The organism is Flavobacterium sp. GNP011 (genome assembly GCF_056428925.1).
Genome location: NZ_JBWJVJ010000020.1, coordinates 16,049 through 33,444 on the forward strand (window position 1 = coordinate 16,049; position 17,396 = coordinate 33,444).

The 17,396-nt window shown below is 31.1% G+C and carries 18 protein-coding genes; 4 read left to right on the forward strand and 14 right to left on the reverse strand.

Annotated features, from left to right (window positions below):
* Positions 1–14 precede the first annotated feature (14 nt).
* From AC061E_RS14290 to AC061E_RS14335, 10 genes are all read right to left on the reverse strand, one after another.
* Positions 15–947, reverse strand: coding sequence for a peptidylprolyl isomerase (locus tag AC061E_RS14290; RefSeq protein ID WP_230154412.1), 933 nt, complete (start codon positions 945–947; stop codon positions 15–17).
* A 126-nt stretch (positions 948–1,073) separates the two neighbouring features.
* Positions 1,074–1,826 (reverse strand): hypothetical protein, encoded by a 753-nt coding sequence (locus AC061E_RS14295; protein ID WP_478286849.1) that lies wholly within the window; start codon positions 1,824–1,826, stop codon positions 1,074–1,076.
* Positions 1,827–1,859: 33 nt separating this feature from the next.
* Positions 1,860–2,390: a hypothetical protein gene (locus AC061E_RS14300; RefSeq protein WP_478286850.1), complete on the reverse strand. Its 531-nt coding sequence runs from the start codon at positions 2,388–2,390 to the stop codon at positions 1,860–1,862.
* A 97-nt stretch (positions 2,391–2,487) separates the two neighbouring features.
* Positions 2,488–3,531, reverse strand: coding sequence for a ligand-binding sensor domain-containing protein (locus AC061E_RS14305; RefSeq protein ID WP_478286851.1), 1,044 nt, complete (start codon positions 3,529–3,531; stop codon positions 2,488–2,490).
* A 145-nt stretch (positions 3,532–3,676) separates the two neighbouring features.
* On the reverse strand, positions 3,677–4,357 hold the full coding sequence (locus AC061E_RS14310; protein ID WP_478286852.1) for an ABC transporter ATP-binding protein: 681 nt from the start codon (positions 4,355–4,357) through the stop codon (positions 3,677–3,679).
* Positions 4,354–5,271, reverse strand: a complete 918-nt coding sequence (locus tag AC061E_RS14315) for an ABC transporter permease (RefSeq protein ID WP_478286853.1) — start codon at positions 5,269–5,271, stop codon at positions 4,354–4,356. Before AC061E_RS14315 ends, AC061E_RS14310 begins: the two co-directional genes overlap by 4 nt.
* A 420-nt stretch (positions 5,272–5,691) precedes the next feature.
* Positions 5,692–6,576, reverse strand: a complete 885-nt coding sequence (locus AC061E_RS14320; protein WP_478286854.1) for a hypothetical protein — start codon at positions 6,574–6,576, stop codon at positions 5,692–5,694.
* A 200-nt stretch (positions 6,577–6,776) separates the two neighbouring features.
* On the reverse strand, positions 6,777–7,856 hold the full coding sequence (locus AC061E_RS14325; protein ID WP_478286855.1) for a tetratricopeptide repeat protein: 1,080 nt from the start codon (positions 7,854–7,856) through the stop codon (positions 6,777–6,779).
* A 245-nt stretch (positions 7,857–8,101) separates the two neighbouring features.
* A complete protein-coding gene (locus AC061E_RS14330) occupies positions 8,102–9,190 on the reverse strand; it encodes a serine hydrolase domain-containing protein (RefSeq protein WP_478286856.1) in 1,089 nt (362 codons plus the stop codon).
* Positions 9,191–9,646: 456 nt separating this feature from the next.
* Positions 9,647–12,088: a DUF4114 domain-containing protein gene (locus AC061E_RS14335; protein ID WP_478286857.1), complete on the reverse strand. Its 2,442-nt coding sequence runs from the start codon at positions 12,086–12,088 to the stop codon at positions 9,647–9,649.
* 65 nt (positions 12,089–12,153) lie between these two features.
* On the opposite strand from AC061E_RS14335, the gene AC061E_RS14340 reads away from it, so the two are divergent.
* The gene (locus tag AC061E_RS14340; RefSeq protein ID WP_478286858.1) at positions 12,154–12,291 is read left to right on the forward strand and encodes a hypothetical protein; all 138 of its coding nucleotides are present in this window, start codon (positions 12,154–12,156) and stop codon (positions 12,289–12,291) included.
* Between the two features lie 164 nt (positions 12,292–12,455).
* Here AC061E_RS14340 and AC061E_RS14345 read toward each other — a convergent pair whose 3' ends face one another.
* The 4 genes from AC061E_RS14345 to AC061E_RS14360 all read right to left on the reverse strand — a co-directional run bounded on the left by AC061E_RS14345 (position 12,456) and on the right by AC061E_RS14360 (position 15,002).
* The gene (locus tag AC061E_RS14345) at positions 12,456–12,887 is read right to left on the reverse strand and encodes a cytochrome c oxidase assembly factor Coa1 family protein (protein ID WP_478286859.1); all 432 of its coding nucleotides are present in this window, start codon (positions 12,885–12,887) and stop codon (positions 12,456–12,458) included.
* Between the two features lie 209 nt (positions 12,888–13,096).
* Positions 13,097–13,636: a hypothetical protein gene (locus AC061E_RS14350; RefSeq protein ID WP_478286860.1), complete on the reverse strand. Its 540-nt coding sequence runs from the start codon at positions 13,634–13,636 to the stop codon at positions 13,097–13,099.
* 188 nt (positions 13,637–13,824) lie between these two features.
* Positions 13,825–14,181 (reverse strand): bleomycin resistance protein, encoded by a 357-nt coding sequence (locus tag AC061E_RS14355; protein ID WP_478286861.1) that lies wholly within the window; start codon positions 14,179–14,181, stop codon positions 13,825–13,827.
* Positions 14,182–14,432: 251 nt separating this feature from the next.
* The gene (locus AC061E_RS14360; protein ID WP_478286862.1) at positions 14,433–15,002 is read right to left on the reverse strand and encodes a hypothetical protein; all 570 of its coding nucleotides are present in this window, start codon (positions 15,000–15,002) and stop codon (positions 14,433–14,435) included.
* A 402-nt stretch (positions 15,003–15,404) separates the two neighbouring features.
* Between AC061E_RS14360 and trmD the strand changes: the two genes are divergently transcribed.
* The 3 genes from trmD (at position 15,405) to rplS (ending at position 17,181) form a co-directional block, all read left to right on the forward strand.
* Positions 15,405–16,082: a tRNA (guanosine(37)-N1)-methyltransferase TrmD gene (trmD, locus tag AC061E_RS14365; protein WP_478286863.1), complete on the forward strand. Its 678-nt coding sequence runs from the start codon at positions 15,405–15,407 to the stop codon at positions 16,080–16,082.
* 171 nt (positions 16,083–16,253) lie between these two features.
* On the forward strand, positions 16,254–16,622 hold the full coding sequence (locus tag AC061E_RS14370; protein ID WP_478286864.1) for a four helix bundle protein: 369 nt from the start codon (positions 16,254–16,256) through the stop codon (positions 16,620–16,622).
* A 208-nt stretch (positions 16,623–16,830) separates the two neighbouring features.
* Entirely contained in the window at positions 16,831–17,181 is a 351-nt protein-coding gene (gene rplS, locus AC061E_RS14375; RefSeq protein WP_086453886.1) for a 50S ribosomal protein L19, read from the forward strand.
* The last annotated feature ends 215 nt before the right edge of the window (positions 17,182–17,396 follow it).

The following is a 17,396-nucleotide window of genomic DNA, read 5'->3' on the forward strand; positions in this document are numbered from 1 at the left end:
AGTTAAGCTAACGCTTATTTTACATCCATTAATTCTACATCAAAAATAAGAGTAGCATTTGGCGGAATTACTCCTCCAGCTCCTCTTGGACCGTATCCTAAATCAGATGGAATTACAAAACGAGCTTTGTCACCTACTTTTAAAAGTGCAATACCTTCGTCCCATCCTTCGATTACTTGACCTTGACCCAATCTAAATTCGATTGGTTTTTTTCTTGGGTATGATGAATCAAAAACTTTTCCGTTTTCTAGTGAACCTTCATAGTGTACCGAAACAGTTTTACCGCTTTCTGCTTTTTTACCTTCACCTCTTTGAATGAATTGGTAACGCAATCCGCTTTCAGTTTTTTCAAATCCAGCTGCTAATTTTTCCATAGCTGCTTCAGCCTCTGCTTTTAAGGCAGCGTCACGCTTGTTTCTAGCCCCTTTAAAAGTGATAAAAGCCTCAATTGCGTTCCAGTTTTTAGCCTCTTCACCTTCTCTTATGATTTCTAAAGATTCTAATACATCACCTTGAGCCACAGCATCAACAATATCTTGACCTTCAACAACGTGTCCAAAAACAGTATGCTTGTTATCCAACCAATCTGTAGGAACGTGTGTAATGTAAAACTGAGAACCATTTGTACCTGGACCTGAATTAGCCATTGCCAAAACTCCCGGACGGTTGTGCTTTAAACTTGGGTGAAATTCATCATCAAATTTGTAGCCTGGATCTCCTGTTCCTGTTCCTTGTGGACAACCACCTTGAATCATAAAATCAGGAATTACTCTATGAAATTTCAAACCGTCATAAAACTTAACTCCTTGAGGTTTTACTTTGTTTTCAAGGTTTCCTTCGGCTAGTGCTACAAAGTTACCTACAGTTCCTGGTGTTAAATCGTGTGTAAGTTTTACTAAAATAGCACCTTTTGTGGTGTTGAATTTAGCATATATTCCGTTTTCCATTGTTGTTTAATTTTTATTGAATGGCAAATTTACGAAAATAATTTTAAAAAGGGAATTAGGAGATTCGTTGATTTAGAAATGAAGAAAATGAGATGTTGGCAATAATGGATGAACTATAATTTTACACTAAAAATATCTCAAGTAACTTACATCTTCTCCCACTTTTGGACGATAAGCGATACCTATAATTAGTTTGCTATCCTCTGAAACTTTATCTCTCAAGCCTTTAGTATAACTATTCCATTCGCTTTTTTTAATAATTTCTATTAGTTTACGATCTACTCGATTACCCAAACCACTGATTTCTGTTACATTCTTAATTTTCAATTCAGAACTAAACACAATTTCATAAAAGCCATACTCTTTTTTTAATTTAACACCTTTAAACTGCAGCAAATCATAATATAATTTATTACCCTTTTCTTGATAATAGGTTTTATCTGTAAATACTATGTTTTTTGATTTAAAAATTGCTAACATTTCTAATTCTTGGTTATTGTCATTTGCAAAAGGAGTATTCAAATAAACTAATCCAGAACACATTCCTATTTTATATTTACCAACATTATCTTTGAATGCATAAACAATTAATTCTGTATTTTCAGGGATAAATATTGCACATGAGCTGCCTATATATTGGTCATTTCTCCCTAAAACAAAAATAGATTCTAGAACTTCACCTTTATACACCTCGCTAATTTCAATGTCCGCACGATATAATTCAAGTTCTTCGCTTTCATTTTTATAATTTTTAATTATTTTAATTTTAGCAACAAAGTCTAATTTGATATACTTGTCTATAAATGAAGGCATAGCACAAGAACAAGCAAAGGCTGAGCCAGAGAATAGAAACAATAGTATTAAGAAAAAATTTCTCATAAGCTCTTATTTGTTAATAAAAAGTAATTTGCTTCAAGTGCATTTTTTGAAAATCTTATAGACTTCCAGCCAATAAAAAACAATGATTGAAAAAATTAGCACCAATAAATTTACTTGAAATTCAAGCAATTGATGCAAATAAATCCAATTGTATTTGATTGTTTTCTCGTTTTCATTACAAATATAACCTATCCCCTTTTGTTTATGAATCCAAGCGTAATAAAAATATTGATTACTGTTTAATGGATTTTCAAATGCTTCTACATGCATCTTTTTTTCTACTACTGCGCTCCCATCTGGCACGTTTAAGTCGAAAACAGTTCTATAATTATCATAAGTTTTAGACAATCCATAATTATAAACATACTCGTTGCTACTTTTAGAGCCACTTTTAACTACGGTAAATGTTGAATAAATTAATACATACTTTTTAATATAATTCTGCTCCTGGTGGTACATGTCTTTATTAACAAAGTAGAAACTTATATTTCGACCAAGCCAAGCAATTGATGTGAAGAAGGTGAAAACTGAAAATAAAAGCAATATTAATTTGAGACGATCCATGACAATGATTTATTTTTTCTCGTTTGTTTATTAGCTACGGTTTGCTTCCATAAAATTCAAGAATGTTGTTTTAAGAAAATAGTACCATTTTATACCATTATATTTTATTAAAACTCTTCATTGTTTTACCATCATAGCGAAAAACACCATCAAATGTTGCTAACCAAATATTCCCATCACTTGATGCACTGAGTCCAAAAATCATTGGTAAATTGGGAATTGTGACTCCTTTGGAATATTCAGTACGTACAGCATTTGAACGCAATTGAGAAAGATCCCATTTGGGTGTCACTCCATTTTTTGCGGCGCCTAACCATATAGCTCCGCTAGAATCTTCGAGCATACTAGACACGATAGTTTTAGAAAAATTACTAAAAGCTTGGTTCTTGTAACGCCATAAACCGTGGTTACCACCCAGCCATATAGATCCGTTTGTATCTTTCATAAGAAGACGAGCGTTATAAAAAGGTGTCTGGTCATGAGTCATTACAATCACTTTTTGTTGATTGTATTGGTACGTTTTGTCCCCTGTGGCAATCCATAAAATACCTTTATCATCTTTCAAAATAGAATTGACGGTATGCTTAAAAGATTGCCTATTTATAAATATTTTTCCAGTTTTGTCTTCATGAATTCCGTTTTCGTCTATGATAAAATTTTGAAAAGAGCTACCATCAAAAAAACTAAACCCACCCGAAACGCCAAACCAGAACGTACCGTTTGTATCCTCATAAATACTACTCACTTCATTATTAAGAAGTCCTTGCGCAGTTGTAAAATTTTCGAAAGATTTTCCGTCATACCGATACACTCCCGAAGCATCTGCGCCAACGGTACCAAACCATAAATTCCCTTTTGTATCCTCTAAAATAGAATAAAAACGTGATGACGTTAAGGATTTTGTCATGTTAGTAAAAAACGTTCCATCATATTTATAAACACCACGAAACGATGCCATCCACATCATCCCTTTTTTATCCTGAATGATATTTCTAGTAATACCTACAGGTCCGTGTGTGGTGGTAGCCTTAAGATCATTGGGATTGACTTTTGTTATTTTCCCTTCCAATTGATTTTGTGTACACGAAACATGACAAATAAAAAGCAGGAATAGAACAATTGTTTTTATGGACTTTATCATGTAGTTGTTTATTGATGGATTAATAAAAACATTCTTTTAAAGTTTAGTCTACAGCTAAATAACAAAGTAAATCAACTCAAATATAAAATTAACTTTTAATTAAGCCAATTTGTCCAAAACAGTTGCTTCTGTTACCGGACTTTTTTTATTTAAGGTTTAACTTGTCTATTTTATTTCCGATGGTAAAAGCTTTCATTTCACTCTCTAAACTACTAAACTCTTCTTTAAGCACTCTCTTTATTATTTGTCCATTTTTTAATAAAAATATTTCATCACAAGTGTCGTTGAGTGTGGAGAAAATATGAGAAGAAATTAGAATTGATTTTCCAATTTCTTTCAATTTATGAATTATTTCAGTAATTATGATATTACTATGAATATCAACACCATTAAATGGCTCGTCTAAAATAAAAAATTTGTTTTCTTGTAATAATATTGCTGTAAAGGCGAGTTTTTTTTTCATTCCCGTGGAGTATTTTACCGCATATTCATTCAATGGTAAATCAAATACATTTTTTTCTTTTACATTAGTGTTGGTAACATTTCTAGCGTTACATAAAAATTGAATATACTCATTACCAGTTATTTTTGAAAAAAAGAAAGGTTCTGTTTGTAAATAGCCTAAAAAATCTTTTGGTTTTCCATATTCACAATTGATTGTTCCATAGTAGTTTTCTAATCCAGCAATACATTTGAACAATGTAGTTTTTCCTGCTCCATTTTCGCCAACAATTCCGTAAACTTTTCCTTTTTCAAAGTTTAAGTTAATATTCTCTAAAACTACTTTTTGACCGTATGATTTTGATAGATTTTTAATACTAATCATTGTAATATTTCTTTTATTTTTTTCGTTGACTGGATGTATAAATAAGGAATAATAAGCAATAATAATGGCGGAAGCCACAATGTTATTGCTAATGCAATTCCAAACTTAATATTTAATTTTTCAGGAAAGACAGAATATTTTGCTAACATAGTTGTGAAAATAAATAAATATCCCAAAAATTGAAAACCCAGTATTATATCTATTCTAGTGTAGAAAAATAGAGATAAAAGTACAATTATGGGTAAGCACAAAATGGTTGAATATAGGATTATGTTTTTTAACTTATACCTTATAAATTCTTTTGGAGTCAATGAAAATACCCAGACATAAAATTCATCTTCTGAATTAGTATAATAATTAAGGCACGAAACTAAAGCTATGATTAATGAAAAAATACCTAAGTTAAAATTCCCAACACTGACCGACATAAATGTCAAAAAATAAGCAAAGAAATAGAGAAAATAATTTGACCTAAAACCCACTGTAAACTCAAACGGATACTTATAAAAAGGAGTTGGTACTATAAAACTAGATTTGTTTTTTAAATCTAGTAGTGAAAAAAGACAGACCGAAATAAAAAGTACAACTGAACTCAAATACTTTTCTTGATATAACAAAAAGGAAATAAATACGATTGAAACCATTAGGTTTTCTATTATTCTTATTTTAATATACTTCGTTTTAGAATAACAAAGCTTCAAAAATTCATTCCTATTTATTTCATTCAATCTTATAACTAAACTTAAAGCCGAGACAATATAAATGTATTCAGCAAATTGAGTTTTTTTAAATAATCCAAGCGAAATAACAATAAAAGTAAAAAAACCAACAACATACCCAATTAAAGGTTCAATACCCCATTCCCTTAATTGACGGTTTAGCATTTTGAATTGTAAAATAAAATATTCTTTCATTATTTTGGGGCGCTTAAATGGCTATTATGATCCGTTTGTCTAAAAACTACACTTGTGTTTTTATTCAGTGTATTTTCTTATAAAATTTAAATATAATCTTCTAAGAGAGCTTTCAGGGTGTTCAAAACAGTTTGATATTAAAATTCTAGGCAATATTGAATACTAAATTAAGATTTAAATATGGTTAATCAGGAAATTTCCAAAATCATAATCAACTTTTAATTAAGTCTAATCCAGCCAAATACCCAAAATGTTTTTTGAAAAAAATTCTATGGATATTGACTCTTCATAGAAAACAAAAAATAAACCTCGCTTAAATATCCTTAAACGAGGTTGTTTTTTATACTTATCTTGAAATTTTACTTTTTTAAGAGAGTTAGGCAACAGCTACATGTGGTATGTGTTATAACTTAATAATCCTCATCTTTTATTAGACTCCAATTTTTCAATTTTAGCCTTCAGTATTTTTAATTCTTCTTCTTGCTTCTCATTTTTTTTATTTTGTTGAATTGTATATAAAGTTAACTCTTCAATTTTTTGTAATAACTTAGATGTCAAAACGCCTAAATCAGTTCCGTTTTTCTCCATTTCATTTGCGGGTGCAATTTCCGGTAAATGCTTTTTATTTTTTACAAATTTATCTAGTTCATTTAATGGCATTAATTTATAAGTGTTTTCAAAAACAAAATCTGCACCTTTTAAATCTACCTTAATTTCTCGTGCTCTAATAGTTCCAATTACATCAAGTTCATAATTTGGATTAGCAGTCCCTATCCCGACTTTATTACCTACTAGAGAGATTGCATTATATCTTGTACCTCCCGAATAATCAATAATATGATTTGACGGACCTCCATATGCATCTATTCGGTAATTCATACCAATTCCATAAAATTTGTCATTATAATAGGAGCCAATCCGCATTTCTTCATCTTGATTATAGTCGTGACTTACACCAACTTCTAATCTTGAATTTGGATTAGCAGTCCCTATGCCGACTTTATTACCTACTAGAGAGATTGCAGTATATCTTGTACCTCCCGAATAATCAATAATATTATTTGACGGACCTCCATATGCATCTATTCGATAATTCATGCCAATTCCATAAAATTTGTCATTATAATAGGAGCCAATCCGCATTTCTTCATCTTGATTATAGTCGTGACTTACACCAACTTCTAATCTTGAATTAGGTTTTAAAGTTCCTATACCTACTTTTCCTGTTGTTGGAAATATGTTAGTTTGTGCATAAATTAAGTTAATGGACATAAATGCCAAAAGAAGAGTGATTATTTTTTTCATTTCTATTATAATTATTTTAGTATTAATTCTAAACGTCTTTTTAGGTGCAATAACCCATAACATTCCGGCGCTTGGCAAGGTTGCGAACTTCAGAACGGATTGTTTCTTAACAAAGATAAAACTTCTTGCGAGAAATAAGGGTAATTTACTACAAAATAAGCGACCTTTCCAAATTCCTGTTGTGTGATCGCTTTTTTAAATTAGTTTTCACTTCTAAAGAATTTATTTGAATTGTCAATCTTTATTTTGTTGTCTGAAAACCATTTTACAAACTTATCCCATTTCTCTTTGTTTAATTCCATCCATTTATCAAAATTTTCTTTATCTCCGTTTGATAAAATCCAATAATTATATGCTTCAAAATTTCCGCTTTCTGATATTTTATTTTGATAGTCAAATAATACGTTTGGGTTAGTTTTATTATGTCCAAAAGTAGAATAGTTTTTTAGAAAAGATTGTCGAATATTATTAAGTGAATTTAGGTCAATTGATTTTTGATTAACAATTGACATTAATAATATTGGCTCATAAACCATTGAGAATGGAATTTTGAATTTTTTATCTTTTCCAACATCATTAACGTTTATAATCGTGTTTTTTGAAAAGCTAACTTCTGATTTAGTTTCAGAAGCAAAATTTATTTCACTTTTATATGTGTCAAATAATAGTTTGCTGATTTCATAAGTTCTTTTAGTATTTCTTTCAAGATTTATGAAAATTTCTCCGTAAATCATTCCCCAAACTTCGTCACTTGAATTACAATATATTTTTGTTGCTCTGAAATAATTTGAAGCAAACATAGGATTTACTTCAATACCTTTTTCATAAAATGGTAATGCTTTTTTAAAATTTTTTTTGTTCCAATAGACATTCCCTTTTTCAAGATATAACAATCCTGCGTTCGGAAATTTCTTTAAACCTGCATCATACACTTCAAATGCTTTTTCTGGTTTTTCCAAAATATCATAACTATTTCCCATTAGTTGAAATAGTTCTGGCATAACATTTTTATGCTCCATCACTGTTTCTAGTATCTTTATTGATTTTTCATAATCTTTTTTAAGATAATATGCATATGCTTTTTCATAAGGATAATTAAATTTTTCTGAATCAAGTTTCTCTGCTTCTTCTAAAAACTTTATACTTTCATCAAATTTTCCTTCGTCCATTAATTTTATTCCTTCTTTTGCTTTTTTTAAAGCATTTTCTTTATCAGTTTGACTTAATAAATTTTGAGTTCCAAAAAGTGATAAGCAAATTATTAATATTATTTTCTTCATATTTTTTGTTTTTATTTTCGGTTTTCTGTCACTCGAAAGTGACGCCTAACTTCCCGCTACTATAACAGGTTTTGCCTTAAATTAAGCCCTATTTTTGGATTTGCCACCCAAGCGATAGCGAACAGGCGAAGCAAATCTAACCAAATACAAAACCAATTTCAAATTAAGCCTAAAACCAAAATTGCCTGTAGAGCGCGTTGGCAGTAGTTTTTTTTAATTCTCTTTTAAAGTCATTTCTAATTTTTTTAAGCATCTTCAATGATTGCACCTGTACTTCTATCATTTTGATTTGCAATAATTAATATTCCTAGATTGTATTTTGGTAAAATTTTAAGTATATTAGAAGTTCCATTTGAACCACCGTCTTTTATATAGCTTGTATTTCCATTTTCATCTGCTACAGTATTCCAGAAATATCCCATATCTATGTTTGAATAAACTTTTCTATGAGATTCAATAACAACCTTATTATTTAGATTTAATTCAAACTTGATAAATTTACTTAAATCATCCATTGTTGATTTTAAAAATTTAGATGCTCCCCAAATACTAATAGTTAAAGGTTCCATAATATCGCCTTTTGCATTATAACCATTTGCAAGGATCTGGTTATTTGTTAAATTAAGTTTGGTAGATTTCATTCCTTCTTTTTTAAAAATTTCGACATCTAATAGGTCATAGTAACTTTTTTTATATACATTTTCTAAAATATAAGCACATAATTCTGGTGCTAAAGCACCATATTTATAGCCTGTTCCAGGAAGTGAATCTACTTTTACTTTTCGTAAATCAGCTAAGAAAAGTTCTTTAGTATACGCTTTATCGAGTCTGTTTTTATAATAAAGGAAACGTTCAGCCGGATATTGATCTCTTATTTGTTGAGTAACAGGAAAAGGTGTTTGTATTCCACTTCTATGGACAAGTAAATCCTTTATTTTTATTGGCTTGCCTTGAAACTCTAGATTAGAAAAATCTTCATTCAAATACTTTCTAATATCGTCATCTAATCCAATTTTATTTTCTAATACAGCATTAGCCATTAGTGTTCCTGTAAAAACTTTAGTTGTAGAGCCTATTTCAAAAAGTGTTTGATTAGTTGCTTTATTACCTTTTCCTTTATCCAACTCTCCATAATGCTTTATATAAGTTTTCTTGTTTTTTACAATGGCTATTGAAACAGAATTAGCTCCTGATTTTTTTAAAAAAGAGTATGCAACTGTATCCATTGAATAGTATACAGATTTATCAAAATTATTTTTGCTTGAATTTATTTTTTTTTGTCCAAAAGAATGAATAGAAAGAAATACAAAAAAGAGGAATGAAATTTTTTTCATAATGTTATTACTCTAAAATTTAGTGGTTTTGGCAAACTGACCGCTAATGTCAGTCAGTGAAAAAAATTCCGTTTACTTACAAACAAATATAGCAAAAAAGTTAAGTCAAAACAGGAATTTTCGTATTTTTAAGAATGCAACATATTTCAGGAATTGTTTGTTTTTAGATATGTATTTTTAGTTTGAAAAAAGCCATTAGAATAGATATTTGTATTAAAAAAAAAGATTTTTTTTAATACCTAACGTTCCCTATCGACAGGTATTTTGTGGCTAAATTAATCTATATTTTCTGATTTGCTACCCAAACTGTTACAATATCATAGGATATTACTCTTCTTTAATTGACTTTAGACATGAAAATTATTTTTGGTACAAATTATTTTATAGCCTTTAATTTATAAACAAAAAGGCTACCTAAAATTAGGCAGCCTCTTAATAAAAATAGTAAAAAAAACTTTAATTTACAATCAATTTAGTTTGAAAGGTCTCGTTTTCTTTAGTGGTAACTGTAAGGAAATAAACTCCTTTGCTTATATTTTCTAATGTTATTGCAATTTCGTTGCTTGATGAAATAACATTATGGTCTTTGTTAGCAATTATTCTTCCGTTCAAATCAATGATTTTTACATTGGCATACTCAATTGCTTTAGGTAAAACTATTGTTGTAGCCGCGGTGCAAGGATTTGGATAACTATATATTTTTGCGTTTATTTCATTTTTAAGATCAGGAATGCTTAAAGTACCTGAGGTTTTAAAGGCTACTTTAGAAACATTAACCGCAAATGATTTGAAAGCTTGATAATCCCCTTGAAGTGAAAAAACTAATCCTTTAATTTTTTCCTTATTGTATTTTTGACCAACGGAGTTTGTAAAATTCTCTAAAAGAAGATTTACCTCTGTAGCGCTTGTATTTGCAGGAATTTTAAGACGCAATCTGTTGTTCCAATCTTTTGTGTTTTCCGTTACTAAAACGACTTCCACAGGAAGCGAACTGCTAATTGCAAAACCTACTGTTGAATAAGAGCTAGCATCAAAAGCCAATTCGCCTGGAAGAATATTTCTAAACACATTCAAAGTTCCATAAATAGCTCCTGCAACCGTTACATTTCTTTCTATTGCGTATTGATCCGTTGTTAAATCACTATTCGAAGTATTATCTATATTAAATGTCGAAACTGTAGTTTCTGTTTTTGAATAATCTAATCCCCAAGGACCATCTGCTAAATACAAAGCGTCTATTTGTTTTGATTTGTTACCCAAAATAGAAAGTCCAACATCAAATAACCCACCTAAGTCAAGTTGAATATTCTGCTCATAAGAACCTGTTAGCGTGATGCTTTTAGAAACAAAATCAATATTGGATAATTCTGTTACTTTTTTATTAGCTTGTAGATCTATATTCGATGAACCCAATTTATTTATTAAAGTAATCGCTAATTTACCGTTTTTGTAAGAGCCTTTTTTCACAAAAACAGATGGAATTCGATTATCAGACTTAGTATTGGTCAAAGTTCCTTGTTCTTTTAATTTAGCTATCATTGCATTGGTTATACTACAAATTTGTCCCATTGAAGAACCCCAAACTTGAAAATTAAGATAATCTCCAGCTGGATATTGATCAATATTCCAATAACTGTGTAATTTTTTTTCCGTTCCTGTATCTTGAATAGAAAAATTCAATGCATATTCTATCAATCCATTGGCTCTTCTTATTTTAGACATTATAATTTCGTAACCATTTAGTTCAATCGTTCTAATATCTTCAAGAGATGAATTATTCAAACGGTCACAAATTGCTTTCGAATGACTATAAATATTTCCTGTAGTTGCTGTTGCGAGAAGTGCTGCAAGACGATTTTCACCTTGATAATAATCTACTGAATAAACTTGTTTTGCATTTGTGATACCAATTAAGTCACTGGGACTGGAAATTGAAGTAGTTTCGGTGCCAAACATTCCTGTACTTGGAATAATAGCTGCAAAATCAACATTAGAACCTGATATTTTAGCAGTACTTAATGATTTGACAAACTTTTTTTGTGTTGCTTTTTTGTCATCATAACCATTTGTTTTGATTCTGTTAAAATTTCTTTTAGCAATTAAAGTCGCTAAATCACCATTGCTTTCCAATCCTCCGTTGTTTCCTGAACTTACATCGGTTGCCATACTTACATCGGCAATATTATTTATTAAAATAGCATCATAAGGATTGGCTGTAATATAAAATATAGCATCATTAAAATCATTATCACAGCTGCCGTAATCTCTTCTAATATCTTCAAAACCAAGAATAATTCTTTCATTGGTAGGGTCGTTCAAGAGCACATTGTGTTGTCTTAATGCAGGATCGGCCTCTGGATTAAAATTAGGATTAGAAAACAATTTCCACAAACCAGATGTTACTGCTGTACCATTCCATCCATTAGCCAATAAAACCCAACCAATTCCTGTTCCGGCTGGGAAAGTACCAATTTTTACTTTATTACCCGCCACCAAACTTCCGCCGCTTCCCGCAGCCGATACATTAGGAAATACAATAGTGATTTGATTCGCTGGTGGAACTGTAGTTGGTGGATTATTGATATCATAGGTATAAAAACCCAAAACATTTTTATATCCTGCTCCTTCACTAACAAAAGTCACCCATACATCAGCATATTTATCTATTACTAAATCAGTATCATAACCCGATGAAATATATTGTGGATTATAAATTGGCACTGGATATCTTTCTGGAAGTGAATTATTTATCAAATCTAAGGTTTGAGTTGTAATCACATCACTGGTCACAAAGTATTGTGGTGTACCGTCGGATGTGTAGGATCCTAAAAAATTATAATTCTGACCAAAAGAGGTAGAAAAAATAAAGAAAACCATTAAAAGTAAATATTGTTTCATAATCAAGGATATTAATTTTATAACAAACTTATGATCTTGATAGAATCTAATCTAAACTTTTAGTTATGCTGTATTTTACTGTAGACGAAAAACAATTTGCTAGAGACAACAGGATGCCGATTTTATATACTGTGCAACCATTGCCATTGATGGCAACAAAAGCCGAGCGAACAACAGTAAAAAAGCCAATTGCAATTAAATAAAATAGCCTCAATCAAGTTGAGGCTATAAAAGGTAAACATCCATTGAAAAATCACAAGAGAGTTTCTATTTGCTACTATAAATTTAGAAAACAAAGGCAAATAAGTTTATTTTTCAGGATAGTACTTGTTTGCGGATGGTTTTGTTTTTAATAGTAAATTGTATCTTAAAAAATTTGAATTTCTTCTTTCGGGTCCTTAATACGTATGTTTATTTTTTTAAACTCCCATTCGTTCCCATTTTTTTTTGCAGAAATATCCATTTTTCCTTTTCCTTTATTTCCTTTAACTCTTACCGACAATTCAACTGAATTATGATTGTTTAAATAAATCACATTTCCTTCTAAAATTGCTAATTTATCAATCGGTTCTATTTCTCCCAATACTTCAAGAACTCTTTTATTCGTTTTCGCTTTTTCAATTGCTTTTTCATAAAGTGAATTGTCAGCATACGCTTGAGCAATATCTGTAAAATTTCCGTCAAAGCTTGAACTCAAAAGCAATCCAAATCCAAGCAAAAACATTATTATGAACGTTGGTAAAAACCATTTCCAATTGCTTTTCCACCAAGATTGTTCCCTAATTAATTCATTATCCATATTGTGTATTTTGATTTGTTTTTCAATTATTTTTTCGCGGAATTTTGGTTCAAACAAGCTGCTAATGATATGGAACTAAATTGAACCCACTATTCGGATTCGCCACCAGAGCGATACCGAATAGACGAAGTTAATCTTCTCAAATACAAAATCGACTTTCAATTATGTCCAATACATAAATTCGTTGTAATAACCTTTATCTACTGGCTCTATAATTTCATTGTTATAAAGTATTCAGCTATTCTCAATATGACAAAACAAATAAAAGCAATTCCTAATTTGATTATAAATTTAAATCTCGGTTGCTGAGATGTACTGTAATGGATTAAACTCTTGATGCTTTGAATAACTTTATCTTTATTCAACCATAAAATTATTAGTATTAATAATTGGTATAGGATCGCTACTTTTAGAGCTCCAAAATGCACTTGGAAAAATATATTTTGTAAAATCACATTTACAAGTATGGTAGAAGTGAACAAACAACCAATAGTTCTGGTTCTTTTTATCAAAATCAATGTTCCTCCAATTATTTCAAACAGTCCTAAAGTTATTGCATATGCTTTTGAGTAACCATAAAAAGCCCACATCAATTCCATACCAGTCATTTCTGAAACAGTTTTGTCAATTTCAGCAGCTCCATCAAATTGAACTATTTTAGCTCCACCATAAACAAACATGGCAAATACTACAATCCAACTAATTGCATTTTCAAAAATTTCTATTTTATCATTTCTGTCGAATTTCATTCTTTTGTTTTTCTTTTAGATTGTTACCAGCGTGAAGCTGCTTTGAGATGTGCGAATTAAGGAAGCCTAAACTTTCAGATAAACATTGACTTTACAAATACAAAACCATTTTTCAATTAAGCCTAATACCCAAATCCTTTGTAGTACCACTTGGCTACTGCCGTTACGTAGTGTTCGTTCAAAAGTGATTATATATTTTGTCCGAAAGTCAATAGATTGTTATCAGGGTCAAGTAAGGAAAATTCCCTTTGTCCCCAAGGTTTTGTCTCTAACGCACCATTCGGGTGTATGCTTATTTTATTGTCCAACAATGACTGATATAAACTGTCAATGTTGTTGGTTCGGATGTAAACTCCTGAATAGTTTTCTTTCGGGCCAAGTTCTTTAAACTCAAAAAAGTGGATTTCTATGTCATCTTTTTCAATCATCAAATAACCGTCATAGTCAGAACTTCCAACGTTCCGAAATCCTAACTTATTTATATAGAAATCTTTTGTTGCGGTCTTGTTCCGCATTGGCATTTTTGGACTTACGTTTGTCAGCATATCTTTACTTTATTAAAAATTTGTTTCTCTGTCAAATTTTATTTGCAGTGAGGACAGTCATACTATGTCTAATTTTTACTCTTGAAACGGTTGTAAAATCGCTTCAAACGGTTGCTGCCAAGTTCTGGCACTACAGCGGGTTTTTGACTAAATTAAGCCCATTATTAGGATTTGCTAAATCTTTCTAATACAAAATCAATTTCAAACTAGGCCAATTCCCTAAATTGCTTGTAGCGTGTGTTCTGCAACGTTTATTTTTTGAATGTTGCGATTATCTTTTTCACATCGCTTCGCAATATTTCTAATGTTGTTTGTTTGTCAACTAAAATTTTTTCATTCTGCGGTTTGTCTGTAAATTGATACCAATATGGATCCTCCTTCAAAATGTAAAAATTAGTTGACACCTCTTTGATTTTAATAAATTCAGAATCTCCATTTAATGGTATGATTTTCTCTGCGTAATCATTTCCAGTATTCTCCTTATACATACTTTTCAAAGCTCTTCTGTTAGGATTTGGTAAGCTATGGATTTCTTCATATAAAAAACCGACTTTTGATTTTTCTGAAAAGCAAATTGCATTTACATATTCTCCATTACTAATCCTAACAATTCTAAATGTGGATATCCATTCAAATCCTGCATTTTTCATCTCTTCCTCTAAGACTTGCGCAACTTCATATTTATCAACCCAAGCTGTTGTTAGTTTGTAATTCGGTATATATTTGACGAAAGAATCATAATAATTTTCAGAAGTGATTTTTTGAGAATAGAGTGGTAGAGTAATTAAGGATAATAATAATAAGAAAATATTTTTTTTCATTTTGTTTTTAGATTACTGTTGGTTTAAATGTTGCATAACTTATATATAGTCCAGACAATACCAAACCTATTATCCCACAATTGGGTAACGATGTCTGACAAACGCCTTACTATAATTATCCTCAAATATATAAATAATTAGTTACAAATCATGAAACTATGTTTACATCAAAAGAATAATTTTCGCACTTGTATAAACGGAAACTATCTTGAAATACGCACGCCCTAGCCCAGATAGAAGTGGAAATCCTTATGCGCCAGTCCCGAAACCTCGGGATGGCGTATAAGATTGTAACGTATAGCTGGATCAAGCTCCTAAAGAAAAGTTTAATGGTTGAAATGGGTATTTGATTATTAGAAAACCTTAGTATCTTTGTCGCTTAGAACCTTTTTAAGAAAAATTATGCGCATTGATATTGTTACCGTTTTGCCTGAGTTGTTGAGAAGCCCGTTTGAAGCTTCGATTATGAAACGTGCTATTGATAAAGGTTTGGTGGAGGTTCATTTTCATAACCTGCGCGATTACACCACAAACAGACAAAAAAGCGTTGACGATTATCCGTACGGTGGTGGTGCTGGAATGGTGATGACGGTGCAACCTATTGATGCTTGCATTACGAACTTAAAAAGCGAACGTACTTACGACGAAGTGATTTACATGTCGCCCGATGGAGAAACCCTCAACCAAAAAATGGCTAACACGATGTCCTTGTATGAAAACATTATTATTTTGTGTGGGCACTACAAAGGCGTAGACCAGCGTGTGCGCGATCATTTTATTACCAAAGAAATTTCTATTGGAGATTATGTTTTATCTGGTGGTGAACTTGGTGCTCTCGTATTATCGGATGCTTTAATTCGGTTGATTCCAGGTGTGTTGAGCGATGAAACTTCGGCTTTGACTGATAGTTTTCAAGACGGGTTGTTGTCCGGACCTATTTACACGCGACCTGCAGACTACAAAGGATGGAAAGTTCCTGAGGTTTTAACGAGTGGGAATTTTGCCAAAATTGACCAATGGCGCGAGGATATGGCCTATGAACATACTAAAAATAGAAGACCGGATTTGTTGGAGGATTAGGACAGTTTGCAGTCGCAGTTTTCGAGTTATTGGCAAAAGTGGACAGTCTCCAGTCACAGTGGGCAGTCGTCGTTGATATTTTTAGTAATTTTACTACGTAACACAAACTGAAAACTGTAAACTGAAAACTGAGACTGAAAACTAAAAAAAGCAACCTAAATAAAGAAAATCATGGATTTCAAAGAATTAGCAGCATTTCAGAAATCGTTTTTGTTAGTTATGAATATCTTTAATTTATCAAAATCATTCCCAAAAGAAGAGAAATACGCTCTTACAGATCAAATGCGCCGCTCCTCGAGAAGTGTTTCAGCTAACATTGCCGAGGCATATAGAAAAAGGCGCTACCCTAATCATTTCATCAGTAAATTAACGGACAGCGATGCTGAAAACTCAGAGACAAGTGTATGGCTAGAATTTGCATTTAAGTGCGAGTATATAGACCTAGCAAAGTTCACTGAATTAAATAACCAAACCATCGAAATTGGAAAGTTAATTAATTTCATGATCAATAATCCAAGTAAATTTGGTTGCAAAATTTAATTCACAGCAAATCATAGAAATTTTTGACTGAAAACTGAAAACTGACACTGTAAACTGAGACTAAAAACTGTGACTGAAAACTAAAAACTACGCCTTAAAATAAAAGTTGCAAATTAAAACAAAAGTTGTACTTTTGCGCCCACATTAAGTTAACCTCTGGCGAGATCCGTGAATGTTGACCTAAATTAAACCATAATAAAATACAATCATGGCAGATTTAATGAAATTCGTTCAAGACGAGTTTGTAACAAGAAAAGATTTCCCTGTTTTTGCAGCTGGAGATACTATCACTGTTTTCTACGAAATTAGAGAGGGTGAAAAAACAAGAACTCAGTTCTTTAAAGGAGTTGTAATTCAAAGAAGAGGTTCAGCTAATACTGAAACTTTTACAATCCGTAAAATGTCTGGTGCAATTGGAGTAGAGCGTATTTTCCCAGTGAACTTACCTGCATTACAAAAAATTGAAATCAACAAAAAAGGTGCAGTTCGTAGAGCTAGAATTTTCTACTTCAGAGAACTTACTGGTAAAAAAGCTAAGATCAAAGACAAAAGAAGATAGTCAAACATCTCTTTATAATAAAAGTCCCAACATGTTTGGGACTTTTTTTTGCTTAAAATTTCCTTATAAATTTAGAATTTAGTTGGATTGTAACCTGAAATATAACAATTTGCGAATAACAGGTTAGTAATCCTGAAATTCGAGTTTTTCTCTCACAAATCGTCCTTCAATTACATCTGATTTTCATATATTTGTGCGTCTTATTTCAAGAAAAT

Coding starts and splice junctions, on each gene's coding strand:
- AC061E_RS14290 (WP_230154412.1), bottom strand. CDS start 947: ATGGAAAACGGAATATATGCTAAATTCAACACCACAAAAGGTGCTATT.
- AC061E_RS14295 (WP_478286849.1), bottom strand. CDS start 1,826: ATGAGAAATTTTTTCTTAATACTATTGTTTCTATTCTCTGGCTCAGCC.
- AC061E_RS14300 (WP_478286850.1), bottom strand. CDS start 2,390: ATGGATCGTCTCAAATTAATATTGCTTTTATTTTCAGTTTTCACCTTC.
- AC061E_RS14305 (WP_478286851.1), bottom strand. CDS start 3,531: ATGATAAAGTCCATAAAAACAATTGTTCTATTCCTGCTTTTTATTTGT.
- AC061E_RS14310 (WP_478286852.1), bottom strand. CDS start 4,357: ATGATTAGTATTAAAAATCTATCAAAATCATACGGTCAAAAAGTAGTT.
- AC061E_RS14315 (WP_478286853.1), bottom strand. CDS start 5,271: ATGAAAGAATATTTTATTTTACAATTCAAAATGCTAAACCGTCAATTA.
- AC061E_RS14320 (WP_478286854.1), bottom strand. CDS start 6,576: ATGAAAAAAATAATCACTCTTCTTTTGGCATTTATGTCCATTAACTTA.
- AC061E_RS14325 (WP_478286855.1), bottom strand. CDS start 7,856: ATGAAGAAAATAATATTAATAATTTGCTTATCACTTTTTGGAACTCAA.
- AC061E_RS14330 (WP_478286856.1), bottom strand. CDS start 9,190: ATGAAAAAAATTTCATTCCTCTTTTTTGTATTTCTTTCTATTCATTCT.
- AC061E_RS14335 (WP_478286857.1), bottom strand. CDS start 12,088: ATGAAACAATATTTACTTTTAATGGTTTTCTTTATTTTTTCTACCTCT.
- AC061E_RS14340 (WP_478286858.1), top strand. CDS start 12,154: ATGCTGTATTTTACTGTAGACGAAAAACAATTTGCTAGAGACAACAGG.
- AC061E_RS14345 (WP_478286859.1), bottom strand. CDS start 12,887: ATGGATAATGAATTAATTAGGGAACAATCTTGGTGGAAAAGCAATTGG.
- AC061E_RS14350 (WP_478286860.1), bottom strand. CDS start 13,636: ATGAAATTCGACAGAAATGATAAAATAGAAATTTTTGAAAATGCAATT.
- AC061E_RS14355 (WP_478286861.1), bottom strand. CDS start 14,181: ATGCTGACAAACGTAAGTCCAAAAATGCCAATGCGGAACAAGACCGCA.
- AC061E_RS14360 (WP_478286862.1), bottom strand. CDS start 15,002: ATGAAAAAAAATATTTTCTTATTATTATTATCCTTAATTACTCTACCA.
- trmD (WP_478286863.1), top strand. CDS start 15,405: ATGCGCATTGATATTGTTACCGTTTTGCCTGAGTTGTTGAGAAGCCCG.
- AC061E_RS14370 (WP_478286864.1), top strand. CDS start 16,254: ATGGATTTCAAAGAATTAGCAGCATTTCAGAAATCGTTTTTGTTAGTT.
- rplS (WP_086453886.1), top strand. CDS start 16,831: ATGGCAGATTTAATGAAATTCGTTCAAGACGAGTTTGTAACAAGAAAA.